This is a genomic window from Sorangium sp. So ce406 (genome assembly GCF_051474675.1).
GTDB lineage: Bacteria > Myxococcota_A > Polyangia > Polyangiales > Polyangiaceae > Sorangium > Sorangium cellulosum_G.
The window spans coordinates 739,069-765,182 of the sequence record NZ_CP150340.1 but is presented as its reverse complement, the minus strand read 5'-3'; the positions used below and the strand labels follow the sequence as shown (position 1 = coordinate 765,182).

Annotated in this window: 20 protein-coding genes; 7 read left to right on the top strand and 13 right to left on the bottom strand. The window is 73.4% G+C overall.

Annotation, left to right across the window (positions count from 1 at the left end; translation table 11 throughout):
- Positions 1 to 4: 4 nt before the first annotated feature.
- Positions 5 to 1,525 (top strand): AMP-binding protein, encoded by a 1,521-nt coding sequence (locus tag WME96_RS02825; protein ID WP_437288639.1) that lies wholly within the window; start codon positions 5 to 7, stop codon positions 1,523 to 1,525.
- On the opposite strand, the gene WME96_RS02820 is transcribed toward WME96_RS02825, so the two are convergent.
- From WME96_RS02820 to WME96_RS02800, 5 genes are all read right to left on the bottom strand, one after another.
- On the bottom strand, positions 1,504 to 1,989 hold the full coding sequence (locus WME96_RS02820; protein ID WP_437288638.1) for a carboxymuconolactone decarboxylase family protein: 486 nt from the start codon (positions 1,987 to 1,989) through the stop codon (positions 1,504 to 1,506). The genes WME96_RS02825 and WME96_RS02820 overlap by 22 nt on opposite strands.
- A gap of 302 nt (positions 1,990 to 2,291) precedes the next feature.
- Positions 2,292 to 2,765: a hypothetical protein gene (locus tag WME96_RS02815; protein ID WP_437288637.1), complete on the bottom strand. Its 474-nt coding sequence runs from the start codon at positions 2,763 to 2,765 to the stop codon at positions 2,292 to 2,294.
- Positions 2,766 to 2,873: 108 nt separating this feature from the next.
- Positions 2,874 to 4,403, bottom strand: coding sequence for a PLP-dependent aminotransferase family protein (locus WME96_RS02810; protein ID WP_437288636.1), 1,530 nt, complete (start codon positions 4,401 to 4,403; stop codon positions 2,874 to 2,876).
- Between the two features lie 148 nt (positions 4,404 to 4,551).
- Positions 4,552 to 5,697: a hypothetical protein gene (locus WME96_RS02805; protein ID WP_437288635.1), complete on the bottom strand. Its 1,146-nt coding sequence runs from the start codon at positions 5,695 to 5,697 to the stop codon at positions 4,552 to 4,554.
- 336 nt (positions 5,698 to 6,033) lie between these two features.
- Complete coding sequence (locus tag WME96_RS02800; RefSeq protein ID WP_437288634.1) at positions 6,034 to 6,564, bottom strand: hypothetical protein; 531 nt, start codon at positions 6,562 to 6,564, stop codon at positions 6,034 to 6,036.
- Between the two features lie 666 nt (positions 6,565 to 7,230).
- On the opposite strand from WME96_RS02800, the gene WME96_RS02795 reads away from it, so the two are divergent.
- Both WME96_RS02795 and WME96_RS02790 read left to right on the top strand, forming a co-directional pair.
- The gene (locus WME96_RS02795; RefSeq protein ID WP_437288633.1) at positions 7,231 to 11,163 is read left to right on the top strand and encodes a serine/threonine-protein kinase; all 3,933 of its coding nucleotides are present in this window, start codon (positions 7,231 to 7,233) and stop codon (positions 11,161 to 11,163) included.
- 1,007 nt (positions 11,164 to 12,170) lie between these two features.
- Positions 12,171 to 13,058 (top strand): squalene/phytoene synthase family protein, encoded by an 888-nt coding sequence (locus WME96_RS02790; RefSeq protein WP_437288632.1) that lies wholly within the window; start codon positions 12,171 to 12,173, stop codon positions 13,056 to 13,058.
- Here the strand turns inward: WME96_RS02790 and WME96_RS02785 are convergent.
- The 5 genes from WME96_RS02785 to WME96_RS02765 all read right to left on the bottom strand — a co-directional run bounded on the left by WME96_RS02785 (position 13,046) and on the right by WME96_RS02765 (position 18,545).
- A complete protein-coding gene (locus WME96_RS02785) occupies positions 13,046 to 13,414 on the bottom strand; it encodes a response regulator (RefSeq protein WP_437288631.1) in 369 nt (122 codons plus the stop codon). The two genes, WME96_RS02790 and WME96_RS02785, sit on opposite strands and share 13 nt — an antisense overlap.
- Positions 13,411 to 15,549, bottom strand: a complete 2,139-nt coding sequence (locus WME96_RS02780) for a HAMP domain-containing sensor histidine kinase (RefSeq protein WP_437288630.1) — start codon at positions 15,547 to 15,549, stop codon at positions 13,411 to 13,413. Before WME96_RS02780 ends, WME96_RS02785 begins: the two co-directional genes overlap by 4 nt.
- Before the next feature lie 347 nt (positions 15,550 to 15,896).
- The gene (locus WME96_RS02775) at positions 15,897 to 16,583 is read right to left on the bottom strand and encodes a glycosyltransferase (protein ID WP_437288629.1); all 687 of its coding nucleotides are present in this window, start codon (positions 16,581 to 16,583) and stop codon (positions 15,897 to 15,899) included.
- 268 nt (positions 16,584 to 16,851) lie between these two features.
- Positions 16,852 to 17,289: a rhodanese-like domain-containing protein gene (locus tag WME96_RS02770; protein ID WP_437288628.1), complete on the bottom strand. Its 438-nt coding sequence runs from the start codon at positions 17,287 to 17,289 to the stop codon at positions 16,852 to 16,854.
- Between the two features lie 32 nt (positions 17,290 to 17,321).
- Positions 17,322 to 18,545, bottom strand: coding sequence for a DUF1015 domain-containing protein (locus WME96_RS02765; RefSeq protein WP_437288627.1), 1,224 nt, complete (start codon positions 18,543 to 18,545; stop codon positions 17,322 to 17,324).
- 230 nt (positions 18,546 to 18,775) lie between these two features.
- Here WME96_RS02765 and WME96_RS02760 point away from each other — a divergent pair, with 230 nt between their 5' ends.
- Both WME96_RS02760 and WME96_RS02755 read left to right on the top strand, forming a co-directional pair.
- Positions 18,776 to 20,434, top strand: coding sequence for a helix-turn-helix domain-containing protein (locus tag WME96_RS02760; RefSeq protein ID WP_437288626.1), 1,659 nt, complete (start codon positions 18,776 to 18,778; stop codon positions 20,432 to 20,434).
- The gene (locus tag WME96_RS02755; RefSeq protein ID WP_437288625.1) at positions 20,427 to 21,938 is read left to right on the top strand and encodes a glycosyltransferase family 39 protein; all 1,512 of its coding nucleotides are present in this window, start codon (positions 20,427 to 20,429) and stop codon (positions 21,936 to 21,938) included. The genes WME96_RS02760 and WME96_RS02755 overlap by 8 nt, the downstream gene beginning before the upstream one ends.
- Positions 21,939 to 21,953: 15 nt before the next feature.
- On the opposite strand, the gene WME96_RS02750 is transcribed toward WME96_RS02755, so the two are convergent.
- The 3 genes from WME96_RS02750 to WME96_RS02740 all read right to left on the bottom strand — a co-directional run bounded on the left by WME96_RS02750 (position 21,954) and on the right by WME96_RS02740 (position 23,742).
- Positions 21,954 to 22,265 (bottom strand): type II toxin-antitoxin system RelE/ParE family toxin, encoded by a 312-nt coding sequence (locus WME96_RS02750; RefSeq protein WP_437288624.1) that lies wholly within the window; start codon positions 22,263 to 22,265, stop codon positions 21,954 to 21,956.
- The gene (locus WME96_RS02745) at positions 22,243 to 22,494 is read right to left on the bottom strand and encodes an addiction module protein (protein ID WP_437288623.1); all 252 of its coding nucleotides are present in this window, start codon (positions 22,492 to 22,494) and stop codon (positions 22,243 to 22,245) included. The genes WME96_RS02750 and WME96_RS02745 overlap by 23 nt, the downstream gene beginning before the upstream one ends.
- Before the next feature lie 237 nt (positions 22,495 to 22,731).
- Positions 22,732 to 23,742, bottom strand: a complete 1,011-nt coding sequence (locus tag WME96_RS02740) for an OmpA family protein (RefSeq protein ID WP_437288622.1) — start codon at positions 23,740 to 23,742, stop codon at positions 22,732 to 22,734.
- A 117-nt stretch (positions 23,743 to 23,859) separates the two neighbouring features.
- Here WME96_RS02740 and WME96_RS02735 point away from each other — a divergent pair, with 117 nt between their 5' ends.
- Together WME96_RS02735 and WME96_RS02730 are read left to right on the top strand one after the other, a co-directional pair.
- Complete coding sequence (locus WME96_RS02735) at positions 23,860 to 24,840, top strand: LysM peptidoglycan-binding domain-containing protein (RefSeq protein ID WP_437288621.1); 981 nt, start codon at positions 23,860 to 23,862, stop codon at positions 24,838 to 24,840.
- Positions 24,837 to 26,078, top strand: coding sequence for a serine/threonine-protein kinase (locus tag WME96_RS02730; RefSeq protein ID WP_437288620.1), 1,242 nt, complete (start codon positions 24,837 to 24,839; stop codon positions 26,076 to 26,078). Before WME96_RS02735 ends, WME96_RS02730 begins: the two co-directional genes overlap by 4 nt.
- Positions 26,079 to 26,114 lie beyond the last annotated feature (36 nt).

Below are 26,114 nucleotides of genomic sequence, written 5' to 3'. Positions count from 1 at the left end.
CGCCATGGCCGGCCCCTACCGGCTGCGCGCCGAGGACCTGGCCGCGCGCGGCGACGCCGTCGCGCTCGCGTCGCGCGGCGCCGCGGTGACCTACGCCGAGCTCGCCGCGCGCGCGGCCGCCGTGGGCGCGGCGCTCGCCGGGGCGGGCGCGCGCCCGGGCGATCCGGTGGCGCTGCTCTCGTCGGGCCGCGCGCACGACGAGCCGGCGGCGCTCGCCGGGGTGCTCGCCGCCGGCGCCGTGGCCGTCCCGCTCGACGCGACCGCGCCGCCCGCGCGGCTCGGCCGGATCGCCCGGGCCCGCGGCTGCCGGGCGCTCGTGCTCGACACGGCGGCCACCGGCCTCGCGGACGGCATCGACGCCGCGCTCGGCGCAGGCCTGGCGCGCGTGGAGCTCGACGCCGAGGGCCGGGTGGTGCGCGCGACGGCGCCCTCCGACGCAGGCGGCGAGCGAGACGCAGGCGGCGCGGGCGGCGAGCGCGGCGGCGGGGCGCAGGACGTCGCGTGCATCCTGCACACCTCGGGCAGCACCGGGGAGCCGAAGCCGGTTCCCATCACCTGGGCCGGGCTCGACGCGTTCACGGCCTTCTGCGTCGATCTCATCGGCCTCTCGCCGGCGGACCGGGTCCTCCGCGTTGCCGAGCTCGTCTTCGATCTCGCCTGGTTCGACCACCTGGCGACGTTCCGCGCCGGCGCGACGCTCGCCACCATGACGCGGCGCGACCTCGCCTCGGGCCGCGCGCTCCGCGACGCGGTCTTCGCGCTCGCGCCGACGGTCATCTACGGCGTGCCGTCGATGTTCATGAAGCTCGCCTCGGCGCTCCCCGCGGCGGACGCGGGCGCGCCCGCCGCGGCGCTCTCCCCGCCGGTGCGCGCGATCCTGTTTGCCGGCGAGGTGTTCCCGCCGCGCGAGCTCGCCGCGCTGGCGGCGCGCGCGCCCGGCGCGGCGCTCTACAACCTGTACGGCCCGACCGAGACGAACGTCTGCACGTTCCACCGCGTCGACCGCGGGGCGCTCGACGGGGCGAGCGAGGTCCCGATCGGCCTCGCGTGCCCCTACGCCGCCTGCGCGCTGATCGCCGAGGACGAGGGCGGCCGCGTCATCGAGGGCCCGGGGACAGGCGAGCTCGTCGTCTCGGGGCCGACCACCGTGAACGGCGGCCCCTACCGGACGCGCGACCGGGTGGAACGCAAGGCCGACGGGCTCTTCTACTTCCGCGGCCGTATCGATCGGATGGTGAAGATCCGCGGCTACCGCGTCGAGCCGGGCGAGGTCGAGGCGGCGCTCGCGTCGCACCCCGCGGTGCGCCAGGCGGCCGTGATCGCCGTCGAGGACCCGCGCCTCGGCAAGACGCTCCGCGGCTTCGTCGCGTTCACCGCCGACAGCGGCGACGCGGACGACCGCGCGCTCAGGATGTACCTCGCGGAGCGGCTGCCCCCGTACATGGTCCCCGAGAAGATCGTCGCGCTGGACGAGCTGCCGCGGACCTCGACAGGGAAGATCGATTACCGCGCGCTGCCCGGGTGAGCGTTCGCCCGCTCCCCGGCCTCGTAGGAGCCGGGGACCTTCCGGAGCGCGATGGCCATCCGGTTCCACGCGTTGATCGTCGCCACGAGCCAGGTGAGGTCCGTGAGCTCCCGCTCCGAGAAGTGCGGGCGCACGGTCTCGTAGGCGCGATCGGGCACCTGGCCCTCCGCCACGAGGGTCACCGCCTCTGTCCACTCCAGCGCGGCCCGCTCACGCTCGCTGTAATAAGGCGCCTCGCGCCACGCGCTGAGCCCGTAGAGCCGCTGCTCGCCCTCCCCCGCGGCCCGCGCGTCCTTCCAGTGCATGTCGATGCAGAACCCGCAGCCGTTGATCTGCGAGGCGCGGAGGAGCACCAGGTGCTTCAGCGCATCCTCCAGCGCGCAGCGGTTCACGCAGGCGCTGAGCCCGAGCATCGCTCTGTACGGCTCGGGGGCGACGCTGGCGTAATCGATACGTGGCTGCATGCTCACTTCGTCCTCCATGAAATCCCTTCCCGCGCCGGCCACGCCGCGCGCGACAGCCCCCCTCTAGATGGCGCGCGGCGCCGCGACGAGAGCCACTTCGCCCCGATCGACTGGATCCACCGCGCGCGGGGCGCTCGCGCTCGTGCCGCGCGCCAGGGCTCCCGATCCGACGCCGGCGAGCGAGGTGCTGCGCTGGCTCCGGGCAGCCTCGTCCGGTTCGCCGCAAGGAGGAGCCCAGTCGCCTGACAGGCACGACACAGGCGGCGAGCATGCCCATGGCGGCACGCGCGCCCCGGCCGCCTTCAACCGTTCGGAGCCATCATGAACCACTCATGGAACACGTGCGCGACATAGAATCTCTCGCCCGGCACACGATCGCACACGGCCAGGAATCCTGCAGAAAAGAACTCGAGCTTCGGATCGTCGACGTAGGTCGTGTCCTTCAGAAAGAGGGTCAGGCTCTTCCCTTCGTCTCCGATGATGGTGCGCAGGACGGTGATGTTCGGGTGGTGCGACCGGCCCACCGGTAAGAGCACGTCATGGCCTGCGATCTGCAGGAACTCTGCCGGATCGGGCTTGTAGTCGTCCTCGATGTCCGGAGACACCGGCTCCGGGAGCCACGAGGGCCGCTCGCTCGGATCCCGGAGGTACCACTCCCAGGATTCGGGCCCCTCGTGCTTCTCGATGATGCGGTCGTACCGGAAGGTCTTGAGCCTTGCGATCGTCTCGGGGGACAGGTCCGCGAGGCGGAGCGGTGGAGCGGCGCGGCTCGTCATGCGGGAACCGTAGCACCGCCCGCGGCCGGGCGCGCCTGCGCCTGCCCGCGGCGGGGCCGCGCCTGCGCCTCACGGTTCCTGTGCATCGTTTGACTTGCTCGACACAGGCTAGCGCAATGCCGCCCTGAGCCGCCGGACGCCCTCGTCGATCTCGTCCTCCGGCACCGCGGCATAGCCGAGCAGCAGGGCGCCGCGGCCGGCGGTGTCGACGCGGAGCTCGGACAGCGCGACGCACCGCACGCCGTTCGCGGCCGCGCGCTCCGCCGCGGCGCTGTCGGCGCGCCCGGCCGGCAGCCACCCGAGGAGGTGCATGCCGGCGGGCGCCGCGGGGACCTCGAGGAGCCCCGAGAGCTCCCGCCCCGCCGCCGCGACGAGCGCGGCCTGGCGCCGCTCGTACAGCACGCGCATGCGGCGCACGTGGCGCGCGAAGTGCCCCTCGGCCATGAAGTCGGCCAGGACCGCCTGCTCCAGCGGGGGCGACGACACGTCGGCCAGCACCTTGGCCGCGACGAACGCGTCGACCAGCGCCTCCGGGACCACGAGGTAGCCGAGCCGCAGCGACGGCGAGAGCACCTTGCTGAACGTGCCCGCGTAGATCACCCGCGCGTCGGGCGACAGGCCCTGGAGGGCGGCGAGCGGGCGGCCCGCGTAGCGGAACTCGCTGTCGTAATCGTCCTCGAAGACCCAGCCGCCCGACGACCGCGCCCAGTCGAGGAGCGCGAGCCGGCGCCCGGGGCTCATCGTCACGCCCAGCGGGAACTGGTGCGACGGCGTCACGACGGCGAGCCGGGCCGGCGCCGAGGCCGAAGATCGAGCGCCCGCCGCCACGTCGAGCCCCTCCCCGTCCACCGGGACCGGGACCGGGATCGCTCCGGCCGCGACAAGGGCGCTGCGCGCCGCGGTGTAGCCCGGATCCTCGACCCAGACCGGGTCGCCTGGATCGAGCAGCACCTCGGCCGCGAGCGAGATCGCCTGCTGGGCGCCGCTCACCACGATGACCTGGGCCGGCGTGCACCGCACGCCCCTCGCCGTGACGAGGTAGTCGGCGATCGCCCGGCGCAGCGGCGCGTACCCCTGCGGCTCGTGGCGCGGCAAGAGCGCCCGCCACGAGCGGTCCCAGCGCCAGCTCATCAGCCGGCCCCAGACGGCGGCGGGATAGGCGTCGTACGCGGGCGCGCCCACCTGGAACGCCAGGCCAGCAGGCCCGGGCGGCGAGGAGGCGCGCCGGAACGGCGACGCCGCGCTCGCCACGAGGGCGCCGCGCCTCGACAGGGCGGCGCCGCCCGGCGAGGGCGCCGGCCGCGGCGCGGGCTCGCGCCGCGCGAGCAGGAGGTGCTCCGGCAGCGCGTCGGCGACGTACGTCCCGGAGCCGATCCGGCCGCGCAGGTACCCTTCCGCGAGGAGCTGCGCGTACGCGCCCAGCACCGTGTTGCGCGACAGGCCAAGGTGCGCGGCGAGGGCCCGGGTCGACGGCAGCTTGCTCCCGGACCGGAGCCGCCCGGCGAAGATCGCGCCGCGCAGCGCCTCGTAGACCTGCCGGTGGAGCGGGGCGCTCGATGCAGGATCGAGCACCACGGCCGTCACCGCGCCGGCGGGCGGAGAGGCCCGCCCCGGGCGCCTCGCCGAGGTCTTCCGCATCAACGGTGCGCTCTCCGACGTGGATCTATCGTGGATCCATCCGCTCGACCAGGGCAGCCTCGGAGGTCGGTCTCCTCCGCGCCCCGGGAGCGTCTCGGGAAGGGCCCGCCGGGCGACGCGCGCCGCCCGGCCCCCTCCCCCGCAGGCGTCAGCGCGTCCCGACCTTCGCGCCCGCGCTCGCGCGGGCCGACGCCGACGCCTTGAAGGTCGGCTTGGGGATCGAGATGCTGGGCGCCTTGATCTGCACGTTCACGCTCGGCGGCGTCACGCGGACGCTCGGCGCCTTGACGTGCACGTTGGCCTTCGCGTTGGCCCTGGCGGCGGCGCCGGACGCCGCGTGGACGTGGACCTTCGGGTCGATGTCGGCCTTCGCCTTCAGGTCGGCGTGCGCGTGGGCGTGCGCGTGCCAGTCGGTCTTCATGCGCACCTTCACGCGCGGGGCGTGCGCGTGGACGGCGAACGCCGCCCCGGCCCGGTAGCCGCAGAGGGCCACCGCCGAGCGGCCCGCGTTGCGCACCGCGATCGTCACCTTCAGCGGATCGGCGGCGAGCGCGAGCTTGCCGGTCAGGTACGCGCCCGCGGCCACGCCCGCGGTCGCGGTCGCCGCCACCGGCGCGAGGACGACCACCTGCGGCGCATCGGCGACCACGCCGAGCGTGACCTTGCGCTCGCCGATGTCGACGGGCTTCAGGTCGACGTCGAGCACGTAGACGCGGACCTCGCCGGTCGCCTCGTCGACCAGGAGCTCCAGGCGGTCGTCGCCCACGATCTCGATGCGCCCGCCGTGCGGGCCGAGCTTCCCCTCCGGGAGCCCGAGATCCGCCGCGCCCTTGGCGTTGGCGTGGAGCTCGGCGGTGCCGCCGGCGGGGACGTGCAGCGTGCCGCTCCACGGCTTGCCGGCGACGTTCAGCGTGTAGCCGATCTGCGTGAGGTCCGCCTCGAGCTTGGGTCCGGCGGCGACCAGCAGGCCGGTCTTCGCGTCGAGCGTCAGGGGCACGGTCTTCTCCTCGCCGGACGCGTCCTTCCACAGCAGCGTGCCGCCGACGTCCTCCCGGATCGGCTTGCCGTCCGGCCCGGTCACGGCCGCCTTGACGTTCCCGTCCGCGGCGACGTTGAAGGCGGCCTTGCCGCTCTCGTGCTCCTCGACATAGGCGCCTTCGCCGATCGCCGACTCGGCGGTGGCGGTCACCTCGGCCGTCGCGTTCGCCTCGACCTGCTGCTCGCCCTTGCCGCATCCAGCCGCGGCGGCGATCAGCAGCATGGCAAACACTCCGGAAAGCTTGGTGATCTTCATGAAATCCTCCTCGGTTCGAGCGAACCCTCGGCGGGAGCCGCGACTTCGCTCGAGCCGGCGCGCCGAGGCCGAAACCTCCCCGGGCGCCCCGGCTTCGGAGCCCATCATACGACGAGATGCCGCCGGAGGCGCGGACGAGCGCGAATATCGGTGGGAATCGAAAGATCCAGGCGAACGGAGGTGGGACAAGGGGGCTCACGGCCGCTGAGCGGCCGTGACGCGCCTACCCGCAATTCGTTCAGGCGGCGATCCGTCGGCGTTCATCCGTCGGCGTTCAGTCGGCGTTCAGTCGGCGTTCTCCGCGCCGATTCCATCAGCCGCGCCGCCGCGCCGCGATCAAGGATTCTCGGTGCCGTGCCCCTCGCCTTCGTCGTCCGTGGCGATGATCTGCGGGCACTTCCGCGCCACCACGTCGCAATCCGGAGGAGCGGTGTCCAGCGAGGTCAGGGTCGAGTCGCACGTGAGCGCCCGGATCATCTGGGTCTGGGCCAGCAGGCAGACCTCATACTCGGCCAGCGTGGCGGTGCAGCCCGCGCGCTGCTCGTCCGGAGGCAAGCAGTCACCGTCGACGGCCTGCCCCTGGGTCGACCCGTCGGCCGCGGAGATGCACTCGTCCTTCAGCGTGCCGCACGGCTTCCCGAGGGCGGGAGCCGCCATGAGGCCGAGGTATTCACAGGCGTCTTCCTTGGAGAGCTTCACCCTCGCCTCGAGCGACTCGCACGTGGACCGGACGTCATCGGCCGTCAGATCCTTGAGCTGCTTGTTGCTCATGGCGGTGTCCGTCGGGGCGGAGTCTGGACCTTCGCCGCCGCACGCGGCGAGGGACAGGACGGTCACAAGGGCCCCGAGATGAATCGTACGCTTCATTCGTTGTCTCCCTTTCTAAGTCCGGCCGCGTGCGCGGCCGTGGCGGCACTCGGGAGCAAGGCATGTACCGCGAGCACAGCTGTGCACGATCGGACCGCGCAGCGGCGCCGCGCGCCCGGCGAAGCAGGACAATCCCATCGGAGATGCCGGATCCACCAAGCGGGGAAAGCAAACCTTTCTTGGCGCGCCGAGCGCGCCGACGAATCGAGACGTTCTGGCCCGAGCGCCGCGCCGCCAGCCTCGCCGCGAATTCGCGGCTCGCCGCCCGCCGCCGGCGGCGGCTCACGCTGGCGGCGGAGCGGCGCTCCGCCGAGTCCCGGCTCCACCGCGCCTCGCGCCCCGGAACGCCCGAGGCGCGCTCTCCGCCGGGCGCTCGCTCCCGTGCACGCGCCGCCCGCGCGCCGCGCCTCGACCCGCCGTCCGCGGGAAGACAGCCACTCTCACGCCGCGTCGCGTGTGGTCCCCTGTCGGTGAAAGAGCCCTTCACGCGGCGTACGTGCGATGACCGGAGCTCGATACAGACTTGTTGTACGGTCGGCCGCTCCGTGACATCATGGCAGGCCGTCGGGTGGATGTACTCAGCCTCAGCGGCGATGTGGGGAGCTCGCCTCGGGCCTACCACCTGGAGCGGAACCCGGCCCAGGCCAGGGACGCCTCGGTCCCCAGATGATCACGACGCCGAGCTCGTCACAGGCCAGGCCTTCGCCGGACGTCCCGGCTTCCGTCGGGCCGTGGCGGGTGCTCGATCCGCTCGGCCGCGGCGGGATGGGGGTCGTCTACCGCGCCCAGCACAGCGCCACGGGCGCGCTCGCGGCGCTGAAGACCGTCTCCGTGGGCGACGAGAGCCTCGTCTCGAGCATCCGCCGCGAGATCCACGCGCTCCGCGGCGTCGAGCACCCGGGCGTCGTGCGGATCCTCGACGAGGGCATCCAGGGCGGGATCCCGTGGTACGCGATGGAGCTGCTCGAGGGGCGCACGCTCCGCGACCACAACCAGGAGCGCTGGCGCGGCCGGGCGAGCATGAACAGCGAGCCCACCGTGAGCGTGTCCGAGGGGTACGAGGCGCAGGCGAGCGCCGCGACCGCGACGGCCGAGATGGCCCCCGTCTCGATCGTCCCGCGCTCGTACCAGCCGTTCGCGCCGCGCCCGTTCCACCGCGCGGCCGGCGGGGCGCTCCGGCAGGCGCTGACGCTGCTGCGCGCGATCTGCCGGCCGCTCGCGTACGTCCACGGCCGCGGCCTCGTCCACCGCGACCTCAAGCCGGACAACGTCTTCATCCGCGAGGACGGCGCCCCGGTGCTCTTCGACTTCGGCCTCGCCTTCCAGTTCGAGGGCCACAAGGGGCGCGACGAGCTCCAGCCGGGCGGCCGGCTGATGGGCAGCCCCGACTACATGTCCCCCGAGCAGATCCGCGGCGACCTCGTCGACGCGCGCGCGGACCTCTACGCGCTCGGCTGCATGCTCTACGAGGCCGTGACCGGGGCGGTCCCGTTCCTCGGCGACTCGAGCTCGGTCGTGCTGTCCATGCACCTCTACGCCGAGCCGCTCCCGGCCTCCGAGCTCGTCGCCGACGTCCCCCCCGAGCTCGACGCCCTCATCGCGCGGCTCCTGAAGAAGCGCCCCGAGGAGCGGCTCGGCTACGCCGACGACGTCGCGACCGCGCTGGCCAGGCTGGGCGCGGACGACGCGCCGCCGCGCGGCGAGGCGCGCGCGCCCGCGGCGCAGCCGTACCTCTACCGGCCGCGGCTCGCGGGGCGCGGCGAGGCGCTGCGGCAGCTCGGCGAGGCGCTCGAGCGCGCCCAGGAGCGCCGGCAGGGCGGCCTCGTCTTCGTGGGCGGCGAGAGCGGCGTCGGCAAGACGCGCCTCGCGGTCGAGGCGGCGCACCAGGCGGCGCTCATCCAGATGACCGTGGTCGCGGGCGCGTGCGCGGCCGTGTCGGCGGCGGCCGGGCGCGCCGGCGCGGTCAAGGCCGCGCCGCTGCACCCGTTCCGCCCGCTCCTGCTCGCGGTGGCCGACCGGTGCAACGAGCTCGGGCCCGGCGGCTACGACGCGCTGCTCGGCCCGCGCGGCAGGGTCCTCGCGCCGTACGAGCCGTCGCTCGCCCAGCTCCGCGGCCACGAGCGCTACCCCGAGCCGCCCGAGCTGCCCCCGGACGCGGCCCGCTACCGGCTGCGGACCGCGCTCGCCGACACGCTCGCCGCGTTCGCGGCGACGCGGCCCGTCCTGCTCGTGCTCGACGACCTCCAGTGGGCCGACGAGAACTCGCGCGGCGTCCTCGAGCACCTCGACGCCGATTACTTCGCCGCCCACCCCGTCGTCCTGCTCGGCACCTACCGCACCGAGGAGACGTCCCCCGCCCTCGCGTCGCTCCTCGCGGCGCCGTGGGCCTCGCGCATCGCGCTCGGGCGGCTCGACCGGCCGTCGGTCGGCCGGATGGTGCGCGACATGCTCGCCCTCGACGAGCCGCCCGAGGCGTTCGTTCGGTACCTCTTCGAGCAGTCGGAGGGGAACCCGTTCGTCGTCGCCGAGTACCTCCGGACCGCGATCCAGGAGCGGATGATCTACCGCGACGAGGGCTACGTGTGGCGGATCCGCGCGAGCGCCGAGGGCGCCGCCGCGGAGCTCGCCCGCGCCGCGCGCGCGAGCCAGCCGCCCGCGGCGTTGCCGCTGCCGGGCTCGCTGCGCGAGCTCGTCGCGCGCCGGCTGTCGGGCCTGAGCCAGGGGGCGCTCGCGCTCGCGCGGCTCGCGTCGGTGCTCGGCCGCGAGCTCGAGGAGCGCCTGCTGCTCGGCGCCGCCGGCCTCGCCGAGGTCGAGGCCATGGACGCGCTCGCCGAGCTCGCCGATCGCTGCGTGCTCGAGGCGACCGAGCCCGGGCAGCTCCGCTTCGTGCACGACAAGCTGCGCGAGGCCGTCTACGCGGGCATCCCCGATCCGGAGCGGCGCGCCCTGCACGCCGCGGCCGCGCGCGCGATCGAGCAGCGGCACCACGACGCGCCGGACCTCGCGCTGTCGTACCCGATGCTCGCCCACCACCACGCGATCGCGGGCGCCGTGGAGAAGACGCTCGAGTACCTCGACAAGGCGGGCGCCCAGGCGCTCGCGACCGGCGCGTCCGGCGACGCGGTGGATTTTTACACGAGGGCGCTCGACCTCGACGGCGCGCTCCCGCCGGAGAAGCGCGCGCCGCCGCTCCGGCGCGCGCGCTGGGAGCGGCGGCTCGGCCAGGCCCACTACAACCTCGGCGACCTGCTCGGCGCGGAGCGGCACTGCGCCGCGGCGCTCGATCGGCTCTCCCGCGACGACGCGGCGTGGCTCCGCGCGGCGGGCCGGGGCGCGCCGCTCCGGGAGCGGCTCCGCCCGATGACGGCGTCGCTGCGGCAGCTCGGGCTGCAGCTCGCGCACGTCGCGGGCGTGCCGATCATCCCGCGCGCGCGGGATGAAGGCGAGCGCGAGCGCCTCGCCGAGGCGTCGCTCGCGGCGGAGAAGCTGTCGGAGACGTACCTGTTCCGCAACGAGCCGACGCGCGCGTTCCTCGCCGCGCTGACCGCGACGAACGCGGCGGCGCGCCTCGGCCCGTCGCTCGCGCTCGCGCGCGGCTACGCGACCCTGAGCGTCGCGTTCGGGTACGTCCCGTGGAAGGCCGTCGTGGACGCCTACGCCGCGCGCGCGACGGAGGCGGCGGCGGCGCTCGACGATCCGCGGGGCGTCGCCTTCGTGTCGTGCCTGCGCGGGCTGACCGCGCTCGGCGAGGGCCGGTGCCGCGACGCGCGCGCGCTGCTCACGGAGGCGGAGCGGCTCGCGGAGGCGCTGCAGGATCGCCGCCGCAGGGAGGAGTGCATCGCGCTGCTCGCCAGCGTGGCGCACACCGAGGGCCGCTGGATGGAGGCGCTCGACCGCTACGGCGCGCTCTCGGTCGCGGCGCGGCGGAGCGACAACGCGCAGGGCCACATCTGGGCGGAGAGCGGCCGCGCGCAGTGCCGGCTGCTGCTCGGCGACGGCGAGGGCGCGGTCGCGATCTTCGACGAGCTGGCCGCCGAGGTGCAGCGGCTCGGCGACCACTCGCAGCAGATCACGCACGGCCAGGTCGCGCTGGGGCACCTGCTCTGCGGCGCGCGCGGCGAGGCGCGCGCGGCCGCCGAGCGGACACTCCGGCTGATCTGCGGCGGGCAGCCGGCCGGCTATCACTGCCTGTACGGCTACGCGGCGACGTGCGAGGTGCTGCTCTCGCTGCTCGAGGACGCCGGGAGCCCGACCGAGCGGCGCGACCTGTCGCGGCTCTCGGCGCAGGCGTGCCGCGCCCTGGGCCGGTACGCGCGCATCTTCCCGCTCGGCCGCTCGACGTCGCTCCGCCTGCGGGGCCTCGCCGCGTGGCTCGCCGGCCGCCGCGCGCGCGGCAGGCGGCTCTGGGCCGCGGCGATCGGCGAGGCCCTGGCGCGCGGACTGCCCGTCGACGAGGCGCGCGCCCGCTTCGAGCTCGCGCGGCACCTCGCGCGGCGCGATCCGGAGCGCGGGCGCCACATCGCGCGCGCCGCCGCGCTCTTCTCGACGCTCGATCTCCAGTACTGGCGCGACCGCGTGGAGCGCCTGCGCGAGCGGTAGCCCGGGTCGGCGCCACGCGCCGCGCGCCGTCCGGCTCCCGCGTGGTGCTGCTCACGTCCGGGCCCGTCCGCGTCCGCCCGCGCGAGAGCGCCGGGCGCAGCTCGCTTGGGCATCTCCTTCATCTCTGTGTCTGGAGCGGATATTCCGTGGACGCGCCGAGCGTGGATGGCGGCTTCAGGTGGTGATCACAGCCACAGATTCGCCGCGTTCACCACGGTACGACGACAAGCGCTGAATCATTCAGCGCTCGAGATCGTCTAGCATCGCGCCGATCGCCTCTCGGAGCGCCCGAATCGCGCCGCGCGCCGCGGAAGACTGCGCACGAGAAGGACGAGAAACAGGGATTCACCGGGCGGCGTTCACGCGGCGTCGCGCGGCGTCGCGCGGCCTGGCGCGCCGGCAGCGCCGCTGCGCTGCGGTATCCACCAGGAACTCCGGAAAACCCATCTGCCCAGGACACCAGGGGGAGCGCAGCGACAGATCATGAAGCGGCAAAAACGCCGAGCCAGCCTCGGTTTTATCCGTTGGACAACGTATCAGCCCGGGGTATACACCGACGCTCATTGACGGCGTGGCCGCAGCGCACCGGCAAATCACGCAAGGAATCCATGCATTCTCCGCGGCGCCCGTGCCCTGGACGACGAATTTCCGCGTCGACTGGGAGACTATAAGGTCTCATAAAGGAAGGCGAGCGGGCGTCAGCTTGCATCTCGGGGAGGAGCGGAAAGTTCTACCGGACCGCGGACAACGCGTCGTCGCGTGCGCAGGCGATCCGGATCCTCGGGATGGGCAACAGCCATCATTGTCAATGACCGCACGCGAGCGCAGGGCGACACCGGCGACAGGCACAATCAACGGCGGCACGCGATCTCGTGAAACCTACTCAACCCACCTCCCCTCGACTGCCTTGCGTACCCGCCGCGGCGCCGGTGTCGGAGAGGAGTGCTTACCAGCCCATCTCAGCGGTCGTCGGCTCATCGCACTATCGCGCCCTGTCGGACGACGCCTTGAAGGACGAGGACAACGCCGCCTGGGTGCTCGGCCTCGACCCCGACGTGAAGCAGGCGTGGCTCGACCGCATCCGCTGGATCCGCATCGTCGACCGTCTGGCCGAGAACGAGCGCATCGAGCCTCACGAGCGGCGCTTCAGCCGGTTCATGGAGGCGTGGAGGCTGCTCCGTTCACGCGGCTTCGTCGATCCGAGCTGCCCCTTCGCGAGCGAGCTCTCGGCCATCCGCGCGCTGTGGCTCCGCGACTCGAGCGCACCAGATCAAGGCGCCGCGCGCGAGCCACGTGAGGCAGACGACATCCAGAGCCGCTCGCTCGCCGCCTGGGACGCTTACCTGCTCGCCCTCGCCGACTACCACGCCCCTGGCCTCCTCATCCGCACGATGAAGGAGCACGACACGATGCTGATGCGGCTGTCAGGCCACATCTTCCAGCTCGTTCCGTTCCTGACGATGGAGCACTGGGACGCAGCCGGGGAGTTCGGACGGCTCGATCAGTTCTTCAACAACCTCAGGGACATGCAGGAGGACGCCGATCGCGGCCTCTGCTACCTGCCCGAGGAGGAGCTCGCGCGCCATGGCGTCACGCGCGCTCAGGTGATCTCCGGGCGCTGCGTCGGTACGTCCGGATACGAGCGCCTGATGCGATCGTGGCTCGATGAGGTCATGCCGGCGCTCTACGCGCGGGCAGCGCCGTTCATCGAGGCGCGGGGCCTCCATCCCTCGCTCGAGATCATGCGAGCCTGGAGCCTGCGCCGATATGCCCGCGTCACCCGCGTGTTCCGCGCGACCGGCTTCGATTACCGGCGGTTCCCCGCGCGGTACTGGGCCGAGGTGCGGCGCGACCTCGCCGGGCGCCGGCAGCTCCCGCGCGCTCACCCTGTGTAACGCCTCACCGTCGAGAGCAGCGCGTCCGGGTCGAACGGCTTGCCCAGCCACGCGTCCGCGCCGACCTCGGCCGCCCGCCGGTGCGCGTCCGCCGCGGCGGTGAGCACGATGATGGGCGCCTGCCGCCCGTGACGGACCTCGAGCTCGCGCGCGAACTCCGGTCCGTTCATCACCGGCATCTTCATGTCGAGCAGGATGAGATCGGGGATGTCGTTCTCCAGCTTGGCGAGCGCCTCGCGGCCGTTGCAGGCGATCTTCACCCGGTAGCCGTCTTCCTGGAGCACGAGGCAGACCAGCGCCACGAGGTCCGCGTCGTCCTCCACCAGGAGCACCGTCTTTGCATGTCTGTCGCTCATCGTCGGTCGACCGCGGGGGCCTCGCTGCGGAGTGGAACGGTGAAATAGAACGTGCTGCCCTTGTCCTCCTCGCTCTCGAACCACATGCGACCGCCGTGGCGGGCGATCATGTCCTTCGCAAGGAACAGCCCGATCCCCATGCCGCCGTAGTCGTGCCGGGTGTCCGTGTGCGCCCGGAAGAAGCGCTCGAAGATCCGCGCCTGCTTGTGCGCCGGGATGCCGACGCCCTGATCGCGCACGGACACGACCGCCTCGAAGCCCGGCGACGTGCCGTGGCGCTGCGAGAAGAGCGCGGCGTCGCAGAGCGACTGCGAGGACGCCGGCGCGCGCTCGGCCACGGCGACGCGGACGTCGATGTCGCCGCCGTCCGGCGAGTACTTCACCGCGTTGTCGAGCAGGCTCGCGAGCACCTGGCGCAGCCGCTCCGGATCGGCGCGCACCACGGTCGGCCGCTCGGCGTCGACCGACAGCCGCACGCGGTGGCGGCTCGCCGACTTCGCGACGCAGTCGACCGCCTGCTTCACGAGCTCCTTCAGATCGACGTCCTCCTCGGAGACGTGGAGGACGTCGAGCGAGACCTGCGAGATGGCCAGGAGGTCGTCGACGATGCGGTTGATCCTGTCCGCGCCGCGGTCGATCGCCTCCAGCATCTTGCGGCGGGGCGCCGGCAGGTCGTTCGTGTTGCGCAGCAGGGCGAGCGCGTAGCCCTTCATGATCGCGACCGGCGTCTTGAGCTCGTGCGCGCCGACGCGGATGAACTGGTCCTTGACGAGGTCGAGCTCCATGAGCTCCGTCACGTCGCGGGCCACCGTGACCGCGCCGAGGATCGCCCCGTTCTCGCTGCGGATCGGCGCGGCGCTGGTGCGCAGGAAGACGTCCCGTCCCGCGCGGCCGTTCGCGAGCACCTGCTCCTCCTGCACGATGGTCTCGCCGGCGAGCGCCCGCACCATGGGCAGCTCGTCGCGCGTGAACGGCCGGCCGTCGGTGTGGCGCATGCGGCTGAGGTCCATCACCTCCTCGACCATGCGGCCGACCTGCTCGGAGCGGCCCGACAGGCCGAGCAGCCTGAGCCCCGACGCGTTGAGCATCGTCAGCCGCCCCTGGCGGTCGCACGCGAACACCCCCTCGACGAGGTTGTCCAGCACGGCCCCGAGCTGCGCCGCGCGCTGCGCCGCGTCCTGCAGCAGGCGCTCGCGCTCCGCCAGGTAGCTGCGCATGCGCCGGGACGACTCCTCGAGGCGATCGACCATGGCGTTGACGCCGCCCGCCAGGGCGCCGATCTCGTCCTTGAAGTACACGGGGATGCGCTCCAGCCGGTCGACCTCGCCGCGCTGGACGATGGTCTGGATGACCGCGGCGACCTGCTGGAACGGGCCGGCCAGGGCGCCCGCGAGGAAGCCCGCGCAGACGGGGGCCCAGGTGACGGCGACCATCGAGAAGATCGCGAGCGTGAGGTTCAGGCCGGGCCTGGCCGGCACCGCCGTCTCGCCGAGCACCATCGCCGCCATCCAGCTCGTCGGCGCGATGGCGAGGCACGCGCCGAGGATCACGAGGCGGACCGCGAGCGAGTAGCCCTTGCCGGGCACGGAGAGGCCGCGCTCGCGGGCGAGGAGCGAGATGACGCCGGCGGCGGGCGAGAGCAGGCGGCCGAGGATGCTGTAGGCGAGCGGCAGCGCGGCCGCGAAGAGCGCCAGCGCGAAGAGGGCCAGCGCGATGCCGCGCTGGACGCCGATCGGGGCCTGGTCGGGCGCGATGAAGTAGAACGCCACGGTGACGGGCAGGTACAGGAGCGCCCAGGAGACCGACCAGACCGTCGCGAACGAGAGCGGCGTGTCGTAGGCGGCGTTCGCCGCGGCGAGGATGAGATCCTCCGGGGGCGCCGCGCCGCCGCCGGTCTCCTCGAAGGCCGCGCCGCTGCGGAGGGGGTGGCCCACGGCATACCGCCGCAGGCGCTCGATCGGGCGCAGCATGTGGACGAGCAGCGCGATCAGGCCCGCTGTCTTGACGATGTACAGGAGCCCGATCAGCCCGAGCATGCGCGCCTGGACATGCGAGTCCACGACGCCGAGCAGCCGCAGGTGAGCGACCGGGACAAGCAGGCTATACGGCAGCTCGATGCCGAACGCATAGGCCACGACCCGGGGCGTGAAGGAGGGAGTCCGCGCCCTCCCCAGATTCCAGACTCTGAACCAGGCGGCTCGGCTGATCGCCACGTCCGTCACCCCCACCGGTTGAAGCATGGCCCTGGGGTCCGCGCCTGCGGGGCCCTCGGCGACGAGTCGATGAGTCAGGTCGCCAGGCCAGCCTTGCTATGGAACCAACCCGTGAGTTGGTCGACCGATTTGCGCGGCCCGTCGTGTCGATTCGTTCGACTGACACATTCCGTCCTGGCCTGGTCAGCCTGTATTTCCCGGCTCAACTCAGGCGCTGCCTTAGGACGCTCCCGGCGATGACCAAGAGTGGTCAGCCTGTGTTTCCTGGATCAACTCAGGCGCTGCCTGAGGACGCTCCTGGCGAGGAGGAAGAGAATGGTGAGCACGTGGCGCGCGCGCAGGCCGCTCGCCTCGCCGCGGTAGACGGGGCGCACGCTGACCTCGCGGACGCGGAGGCGACGCGCCGCGAGGGCGGCGAGCAGGTCGTTCGGGTAGCCGTAGCGGGGCCAGAGCCCGTCGAGATCGAGCGCGTCGAGCGCGCGCGCCGAGATGGCGGTGTATCCGCACTGGCTGTCGGAGAGGGCCTCGAGCCCCGCCGCGCGGCGGGTGAGCGCGGCGAGCGCCGCCGTCGCGGCGAGCCGCTGGAGGGGCATGACGCGCCACACGTCCGGGTGTCGCAGGCGATCGCCCTTCACGTAATCGGCCTCGCCGGAGGTGATCGGGGCGACGACGCGCGGGAGGTCGCGCGGGTCCATCTGCCCGTCGCCGGCCATGACGGCGACGGCGGCCGCGCCGAGGGCGCGAGCGCGCCGGTAGCCGGCGACGATCGCCGCCCCGACGCCGCGGCACGCGGGGTGCGTGACCACCTCGAGGCGCTCGTCGCCCGCCGCGCGCGCGAGGTCGGCGGTGCCGTCTCGGCTGGCATCGTCCACGACGATCACGTGGTCGACGAAGGCGGGGACCGCCCCTACCGCCTCGGCGATCCAGCGCGCCTCGTCCCGCGCGGGGATGACCACTGCGACACGTGCACCGTGGAGCACGCCGGTTCGTAGCGGAAGGCGCGGCTGTCGGCAATGCGCTCAGGGCTGCGGCAATGCGCTCAGGGCTGTCGGCAATGCGCTCAGGGCTGTCGGCAGTGCGCTCAGGGCTGCGGCAGTGCGCTCAGGGCTGCGGCAATGCGCTCAGGGCTGCGGCAATATGCTGGGGGCCGCGGCGATGCGCCCGGCGCTGCCTCGCGACCCCCTGCGGGCCCGAGGCGTCGCCTGCTGCTACCCGGTGGGTCGTTTATCTGCCGGCCTTCTGCCGGAGCTCGGCGTACGACGCGCCCGGTGTGGTCGTCTCGACCGGCAGCCCGGCCGGCCCCCACCCCCGCTCCGTCAGCGCGCCGAACGCGTCGCGCGGGCCGTCGAAGCCGGCGCGCTGGTCGATGACGGCCGTGTAGCCGGCCGACACCATGGCCTCGGCCGCGCGCATCGAGCGCTGCCCGGACCGACAGCCCACGATGATCTTCGCGTCCTTGGGGTAGAGGGCGCAGACAACGTCGAGGAAGTCCGGGTTGGGCTTCATGCCGCCGGGGCCGGCGTGCAGGAGCGGTACGTTGTGGGCGCCGCTCGGGTGGCCAGCCGCGTATTCGGGCTCGCTCCGGACGTCGAGATAGAGATACCCCTCCTCCTCGATGAGCTTCTTTGCCTGTTCGGGTGATACGCGCTTGATGTCCGCCATGCGCGCAGTCTACCCCCGGCGGGGCGCGCTGGTCAGAACGTATGCACGAAGAGCCCGCTGCGGAGCTTCGGCTCGAACCACGTGCTCTTCGGCGGCATGAGCAGCCCCGCGTCGCTGACCGCGAACAGCTCGCCGATCTGCGTCGGGTAGAGGAGGATCGCCACCGTGAACGCGCCCGAGTCGACGCGCCGCTCGAGCTCGGCGACGCCGCGGATGCCCCCGACGAAATCGACGTGCTTGTCCCGCCGCGGGTCGCTGACGCCGAAGATCGGGCCGAGGATCTGGTCCTGGCATATCGAGCAATCGAGCGAGGCCACCGGGTCCTTCGCGTCGAACGACCCCGGGCGCACCCGGGCGGTGTACCAGCGGCCGCCAAGGTAGATCCCGAAGGCCTTGGGACCTGCCGGGGTCGCGGCCGCGCCGTCCTGGACCGGCGCGAGCTCGAGCCGCTCGCCGAGCGCGGCGAGGAGCGCCTCCACGCTGCGGCCGGCGAGATCTCGCACCACGCGGTTGTACGGCATGATGTTCATCTGGTCGTGCGGGAAGACGACGGCCAGGAACACGTCGTGCTCGCCGCCGTCGCCGCGCAGCTTCCGGTGCACGCGCGCCGCCGCGGCGCTGCGGTGGTGGCCGTCGGCGACGTAGAGCGTCGGGATCTGCTGAAAGCGCTCCTCGAGTTCGGCGGTCGACGCGCGGCCGAGGACCCAGAGCCTGTGCTCGACGCCGTCGGCCGTCGTGAAATCGTAGATGGGCGGCGACTGCGTGGCCTGCGCGACCACGCGGTCGATGCTCGGGTCGGCGCGGTACGTGAGGAAGACCGGCTCGTCGTGGGCGCCCAGCTCCTCGATGTGGCGGGTGCGGTCGTCCTCCTTGTCCGGGCGCGTCTTCTCGTGCTTCTTGATGACGTCCTGCTCGTACTCCGCGACCGAGGCGCAGCCGACGACGCCGATCTGCCGGTGATCCCCCATCTTCTGGGCGTAGAGGTAGAGGTGCGGCTCCGGGTCCTGCGCGAGATCGCCGCTGGCGATGAGGTCGGCGAGGTTCTGCGCGCCGCGGGCGTAGACCGCGTCGTCGTGCTCGTCGGTCCCCTCGGGCAGGTCGATCTCGGGGCGGGAAACGCGCAGGAAGCTGTGCAGCCCCCCCGCCGCGAGGGCGCGCGCCTCGGCCGTGGAGATCACGTCGTACGGCGGGCTGGCGACGCGGGCCGCGTGAGCCTGGGGAGGTCGGTAAGCGCGAAAGGGTCGGACGGTGGCCACGGCGAAGCGCCTACCCCAGCGGCCGGGGCGCGTCGAGGCGGCTCTGACGGCAGGCGCCGCGGCGAACGAGGCGGGCGGCCGCGCGCCGGCCAGCGCGGGGCCGCGGCGACGGCGACGCTGATGGCGGCGCGCGGCGCGTGCTAGGAGGGGACGCGCCCGCTCCCACGAGGCGGGCAGCTCGCCGCGCCGCGTCTCGAGACCGCACACCGCACACCGCATCACGAGGAACCTTGTCCAGCTCCGGTGAGTCCTACCCGCCGTCCCGCTATTCGACGCTCCCGCCTGGCTCGTCGGACGACGACCTCGCCTTGCCGGGCGAGGTCCCCTCGTTCTCCACGTCGCGCTCCCGCCGCGTGATCGCCGTCGGGGGCGGCCGCGGGGGCGTCGGGAAGGCGACGCTCGCGGTCAACCTGGGGGTGTATTTCGCGCAGCTCGGCCGCGACGTGATCATCATCGACACCGACGCCTACAGCCCGGGGCTGCACGCGGCGCTCGGGATCGAGGCGCCGCCGCTCGTCACGCGCGAGGACATCGAGGAGGGCAAGGCCGAGCCGATCGCGACAACGGTGCCCGGGCTCCGGCTCGTCCCGACCGCGTACGACCCGATGACCGCCACGCCGCTCCGGCCGAGCCGCGCCGCCTACTGGATGAAGATGATCCAGGAGCTCGACGTCGACTACGTGATCGTCAGCCTCGGCGCGGCGACCGGCTCCTCGACGCTCGACCTCTTCCTGCACGCCGACGTCGGCATCTGCGTCACCACCCCCGAGCCGCTCGCGGTCGAGCACGCCTACCGCTTCTGCCGCGCGCTCTACCAGCGCACCCTGCGCCGCGCGCTCATGAAGGAGCGCTTCAAGATCCGCCTCGTGGAGAAGGTGGCCGCGTCGCTCCCGGCGCTCGCGACGCCGCGCGACTTCATCATGGAGGTGAAGCGGTTCGACGAGGGGGTCGCGTCGCTCGCGGCCGCGCAGCTCCCGCGGGTGACGCCGCACCTCGTGGTCAGCCAGACGCGGCACCGCTCCGACCTCGAGCTCGGCCCGGCGATGAGCGCCGTGTCGCAGCGCTTCCTCGGCATCTCCCTCGACTACCTCGGGCACATCGAGCACGACGACGCGGTGTGGCTGACCGCGCGGCGGCGCCAGCCGCTCCTCATCGACAGCCCGACGTCGAAGAGCGCGCGCAACCTCGAGCGCGTGGCCCGGCGCATCCTCGCGCTGCTCGCCGCGCGCGACTCGCGCCCGGCCGAGGCGCACGCGCGCGCCCTCGCCGCCGCCGCGAAGAGCGCCGCGCCGGCCACCCTCTACGAGGCGCTCGGCCTCGCGCGGACGGCCGCCGACGACGAGATCCGGCGCGCCTACAAGCGGCAGCGCGACATCTACCGCGAGGGGAGCCTGCCGGTGGTCAGCGTGCTCAGCCCCGCGGTGCTCCAGAAGGAGCAGGCGCGCATCGAGGAGGCGCACGACACGCTCCTCGATCCGGTGCGCCGCCGCGCCTACGACCTGTCGACCTACCCCGACGATCCGCGCACGCCGCTCGGCCCGGCGCGGGCCGAGAACTCCGCCGTCGCGGCCGAGCTCGCCATGCTCCAGGCCGAGCTCGCGCGCGAGATCAACGCCGAGACGCAGTTCAGCGGCGCGCTGCTGCGCAAGGTGCGCGAGTCGCAGGGCGTCGAGCTCACCGACATCTCGCAGCGGACGAAGATCTCGCTGGCGCACCTCCAGGCGATCGAGAACGAGTCGATGGGCGACCTGCCGGCGTCCGTCTATGTACAGGGATTCGTTCAGGAAATTGCCAAGTACCTGCGGCTCGATCCGGCCCAGGTAGCGAAGACCTACATGCGCCGCCTGCGCGAGATCTCCGCCGGCACGCGCGCGAAGCAGCATGGCTGAGGCGGCGCCGGCCGGCGCCGAGGCGGCGCGCGCCGGCCGCGATCCCGCGAGCCGCGGCGGGGACCTCGGGTTCTCGGCGATCGCGTTCGTGCTCGCGCTCTTGCCGCGGCTCTACGTGGCGCTCGCGTGGGCGCGCGAGCCGGTGTGGGACGGCCATTACTACGACTTCGGCGCGCGCCGGATCGCCGCCGGCCTCGGCTACTCGGACGATCTCATCGTCGGCGGCCAGCCGGTGTGGCACCCGTGGTGCCACTACCCGGTCGGCTACAGCGGCTTCCTGGGCCTCGTCTACAAGCTGTTCGGCGCCGGGCCGCACGTGGCGACGGTGGCGAACGCGGTGGCCGGCGCGCTGCTCGTCGTCGTTGTCCATCGCCTCGCGCGGCAGGCGACCACGCCGGCGCGCGCCCGCGTCGCGGCGCTCCTCGCGGCGCTGTCGCCGGGGCTCATCGTGTACGCGGCGCTCCTCATGACCGAGCCGCTCGCGGCGCTCGGCCTGGTGACGGCGCCGTGGCTGCTCGCGCGCGACGCCGCGCGCGGCCGCCTGGTCCGGGGCGCGCTCCTCGCGGGCGCGGCGCTCGGCCTGACGGCGCTGGTGCGGCCGCAGAGCTTGCTCTGCGCGCCTGCGCTCGCGCTGCTGGCGCTGCGAGGCCCGGGCAGCGCCGGCGCGCGGACCGGCCACGCGGCGGCCTCCGGGCTCGGCGCGTGGAGGCGCGGCGCCCTGGCCGTGGCGCTCTCGGTCGCCGCGGCCCTCGCCGTCGTGGCCCCGTGGACGATCCGGAACTGCCGGGTGATGGACGGCTGCGCGCTCGTCTCGACGAACGGCGGCTGGAACCTCGCCATCGGCGCGTTCCCGCGCGCGACGGGGCGCTTCGAGACGCTGCGCGCGGGCGACGGCTGCCCGATCGCGCGCGGGCAGGTCGCCCAGGACCGGTGCTGGATGGCCGAGGGGCTGAAGTGGATCAAGGACGATCCCGTCCGCTGGCTGGCGCTCATCCCGAAGAAGCTGAGCTTCACCTTCGATCACGAGTCATTCCCCATCGGCTACCTGGGCGAGGCGAACCCCGCGGCGTGGCCCGAGGAGCGGCGCGCGGCCGGGCGCCTGGTCCTCACGGCGTCGCACCTCGGCCTGCTCTCGGTCGCGGCGCTCGGCGTCGTGGCGCTCCCGCGGCTGCGCCCGTGGCGGGCGCTCGTCGCGCAGCTCGCGGCGCTCGCGGCGGTGCTCGGGCTCATCGCGTGGGGCGTGCTCGGCGACGATCACGCCTTCTGGCCGCTCGCCGTGGCGATCCCGGTCATCGCCGCGCTGCCGCTGCCGGGCCGCCCCGCGAACGGGGGAGTCGTCGGCTATCTCGCGTTCGCGGTCGCCTCGGTCGCGCTGACGCACGCGGTGTTCTTCGGCGAGGACCGCTATCACATGGTCGTCACGCCCGCGCTGTGCGTCCTCGCGGCGTGCGCGCTGCGGCGAGGGGAGCCAGCGGGCGCAGCGGTACGGTCGAACGCTCCGTGAGTCGACGGGGCGGTTCTAAAGGGCGCGAGCGAGCCAGTACAGCGGGCGGCGCTTTGCATGCGCGATCGCCAGCACGAGCACGCGCTCGGCGTGCACCTCGAACGCGATCACATAGGGGAAACGGCCGAGAACCGCCCTGCGGATGTGCACCGAAGCGGGGGACGTCGTGGGCCACCTCGGAAAAGTCCCAGGGGCTTCTCCGATCCTGGCGATGATCGACGATACCTCGTCCACGAACTCGTCGCCGAGCCCGGGGCGCCGCTCATCGTACCAGACAGCGACGGCGCGAAGCTCTGCGCGCGCCTCAGGATGCAGCTCGACGCGCACGACGCATCTCGAGCTCCATCAAGAGCTCCGTTCGCGCCGAGCCCCAGTCCACCGTCTGGACGTTGCCCTCCGCGACCTCGCGCGATCGGCGCTCCAGCTCGCTCGCCCACGCCGCCGCAACTTCCTCGTCGTCCGTCTCCTCCAGACTGGAAAGCAGCTCCTCTGCGAGCCGAGCTCGCTCGTGGCGGGGTAGCCGGAGGATCTGCGCCAGGAGCTCTTCGGTCGACATCCGCGAAGCATACCACGCCCAGAGCTCACCACCTTCGCTGGCCGCCGAGCCTCCCCGCTCACCAGGGCGGCGAGGTGTTTCCGCATTCACGGACGTCGTCTGTGCTGACGGTGATTCAATGCACCTGCCAGCGCCCGACCGAGCACCAGGCCAGGAAGGGTGTCTGTCGGGCGCATTGTCGTGCTGGCCAGCGCTGATTCCGTTTCCACCGAAGCACCGCCCGCCAGACTCATGCCCTCAGGGCGCCGCCGCCGCCCCCGTCTCGCCGGGCGCCTTCCCCGTCTTCCCCGCCTCTTGCGGCTCCGCCAGCAGGACGATCTCGATACGCCGGTTCCTCGCCCGCCCCGCCTCCGCCGCGTTCGACACGACCGGCGCGAACTCCCCGTGTCCGGCCGCGGACAGGCGCTGTGGCGATATCCCGCGCTCGATGAGCACCTCGACGACCGCCACCGCGCGCGCCGCCGAGATGTCCCAGTTCGACGCGAACCGCGCATTCTTCTTCAGCTTTTTGTCATCCGTGTGCCCGGCGACCTGGAACCTGTGATCCGGTATCGTCCGGAGCACCCCCGCGATCTCGGCCAGCGTCTTCCGGCCGGCCGGCTTGACCTCGGCCTTCCCGGCGTCGAACAGCGCGTCGCTCGAGATCTCGAGCAGCGGCAGCCCGCCGCGGATCTCGACGCGGACCTTCCCGTCGTCGACCATCGCCTGGAACCGGCTCGCGAGGTCGCGCATCTGCGCCGCCCGCGCCTCGGCCGCCGCCTGCTGGCGGCGCAGCTCGTCGACCTTGGCCCGCGCCTCGGCGAGCTCGGCCGACAGGCTGCCGCGCTCGTTCGCGAGCTGGCCCACGCTCTGCCCGGCGCTCCGGAGCCGCGCCGACAGCTCCTCGTTCATCGCGGCGAGCTCGTCCAGCCGCCGCACGAGCCCGGCCTCCGCCGTGGTCGCCTCGGACAGCGTGAGGTCGCGCGCCCGGAGATCGTCCTCGAGGCGCCCGAGCTCTGCCTCGAGCGCGGCGACCTGCGCCGACCGCTGCGCCGCCTCGGCGCGGGCGGTCTGGGCCTCGGCCCTGGCCTTGTTTCCCTCCTCACGCTCTCTCCGGGTCTCGGCGCGCGCCTGGTCGTAGAGCTCCTGCCGGACGAGGCAGCCCGGCGTCGCCAGCCCGAGCAAGCCCACCGCGAGCAACCGCGCCGCGGCGGGCGAGCGCCGCGAGAACCACGCCGGGATCGTGCCGGCCATCGTCGTGTGTCTCATGAATCCCGCCGACTCTGGCACGAAACCGCGGGCAGGACGAAATTGCGGGCGCGCCCCGCGCTGCCGCGCCGCGCGAGCCCATCGCGCAGCGCCACGAACCCCTGGTACCCTCGGCCCGTGAGCTCTGGGCGAACCTGGTTTTCCGCGGGCGCGCTGGCCGCGATCACGCTGGCGGGCAGCGCCGCGGCGGCGTTCCCGCACGTGGTCCGCGAGGGGGAGACGCTCGCGCAGATCGCGGAGCGCACCTACGGGCGCGTGCAGATGGAGCAGGTGCTCGTCGCCGCCAACGCGCTCGACGCGGGCGCCGGCGTCCCGATCATCCCCGGCCTCCGGCTGGAGGTGCCCGCGCTCGGTCACCACCGCGTCACCGCGGGCGAGACCTGGGCGAACCTCGCGGAGCGGCTGCTCGGCGCCGCCGACCGGAGCGACGTCCTCGCGCTCTCGAACGACACCATGCCCTGGATCGAGCCGACCGACGGGATGGAGATCATCGTGCCGTACAACCTGCGGTACGTCGTCGGCCAGAACGACAACCTGCTCACCATCGCCTACCGCTTCCTCGGCAAGCGGGACAAGGCGTGGATGCTCCACAAGTACAACCACCTCAAGAAGGACAACCTGCACCGCGGCATGGTGATCCTCGTGCCGCTCACCGACCTGCCGCTCACGACGCAGGGCAAGGCCGAGGCCGCGAGCGCCGGCGCCCTGGTGCGCTCCGAGGGCGCCGGCCGCGCGCGCGAGGCCCAGCGCCGCGTCGACGCCGAGCTGCCGCAGCTCGCCAGCGACGTGCGGAGCGGCCGCTACATCGACGCCGTGGCGCGCGCGAACCGCCTGCTCGGCTACGGCGACCTCGCCCGGATGCAGATCGCCACGGTGCACCGGCACCTGCTCGAGGCGTACGTCGCGCTCGACGCGACCGGGCTCGCCGAGACCGCCTGCGCCGCGTGGCGCGAGTCCGATCCGACAGCGCGGCTCGACCCCATCGAGCTGAGCCCCAAGATCGTGGGCGCGTGCACCTCGTCGACGGAGCTGCACCTCGGGCCCCCGCCCCCGGACCCCGCGCCGCCGCCCCCCGCGGACGCGGGGATCGCGCGGTGATCTCCCCGGAGCCGGCGCCCGAGCGCCTGCCCGCCGGGCACCGCGTCGCCTCGCGGTACACGGTGGAGTCGGTCATCGGCGAGGGCGCGTCCGGCGTCGTGTACCGCGCCGCCCGCGACGAGGACGGCCGGCGCGTCGCGCTCAAGGTGATCCACAAGCACCTCTCCGGCACGCCCCAGATCTTCCGGCGCTACCACCGCGAGGCCGCCATCCTGAGGCGGATCGAGGGGCCCCACGTCGTCCGGATGCTCGACTTCGTCGAGGAGGACGGGCTCCTCGCGATCGCGCTGGAGCACATCGACGGGAGCTCCCTCGAGGAGCTCTTGCAGGAGCGCGCGCCGATCCCGGTCGACCTCGCGATCGAGATCGCCGTGCAGATCTGCGCCGCGCTGGAGACCGCGCACGCGGCGGGCGTGATCCACCGCGACCTCAAGCCGGCCAACGTGCTCATCGACCGCCCGGCCGCGCCGCCGGACGGGACCGACGGCGTCGCGCCGTCGCCGCTCGCCGGCCGCGTCCGCGTCGTCGATTTCGGGCTCGCGAAGGTCGTGCACGGCGAGCTGATGACGACCGGGCTCACCGAGCAGGACATGATCTTCGGCACGCCCGAGTACATGGCGCCGGAGCAGGTGCGCGGAGAGGACGTCGACCCGCGCTGCGATGTCTACGCGCTCGGCTGCATCCTCTACGAGATGGTCGTCGGCGCCGTGCCGTTCAGCAAGCGGACGCCCATCGCCGTCATGACGGCGCAGATCGCCGAGCAGCCGCTGCCGCCGCGGTCCAGCGAGCACGGCGGGCTCATCTCGGCCGGCCTGGAGGCCGTCATCCTGAGGGCCCTCGCCAAGGACCCGGCCGAACGGCACCCGAGCGCCCGCGCCTTCGCCGACGCCCTGCGCGCCTGCCGCGAGCGGCGCTTCATCGGCCATTCCCGCGCCAGCCTCGCCAGCCTCCACGACGCGGACTCGATCACCGAGCTGGAGCTCGAGCAAACCGGCCTGGACCACGCCGCCGCCCAGAACGACGTTTCCATTCCGGACGTCGCGCTTCTCCCCCCGTCCCGGGAGAGCGCGGTGGTCCAGGTGCTGCCCGAGGCCAGCGCTGCGGTGTTCAACGAGGCGTCCGGCAACAGCGCGGCGAGGGCGGGCGCCTCCTCGCGCGAGCGCATTCTCTGGACCCTGGTGGCCATTCTCTGCGCCGCCGCCGGAATCGCGGTCGGCACGCTGATCGGGGCACGTTGACCGCGCCCCGCCCTGGAATGCGGTGATGACGTGGAG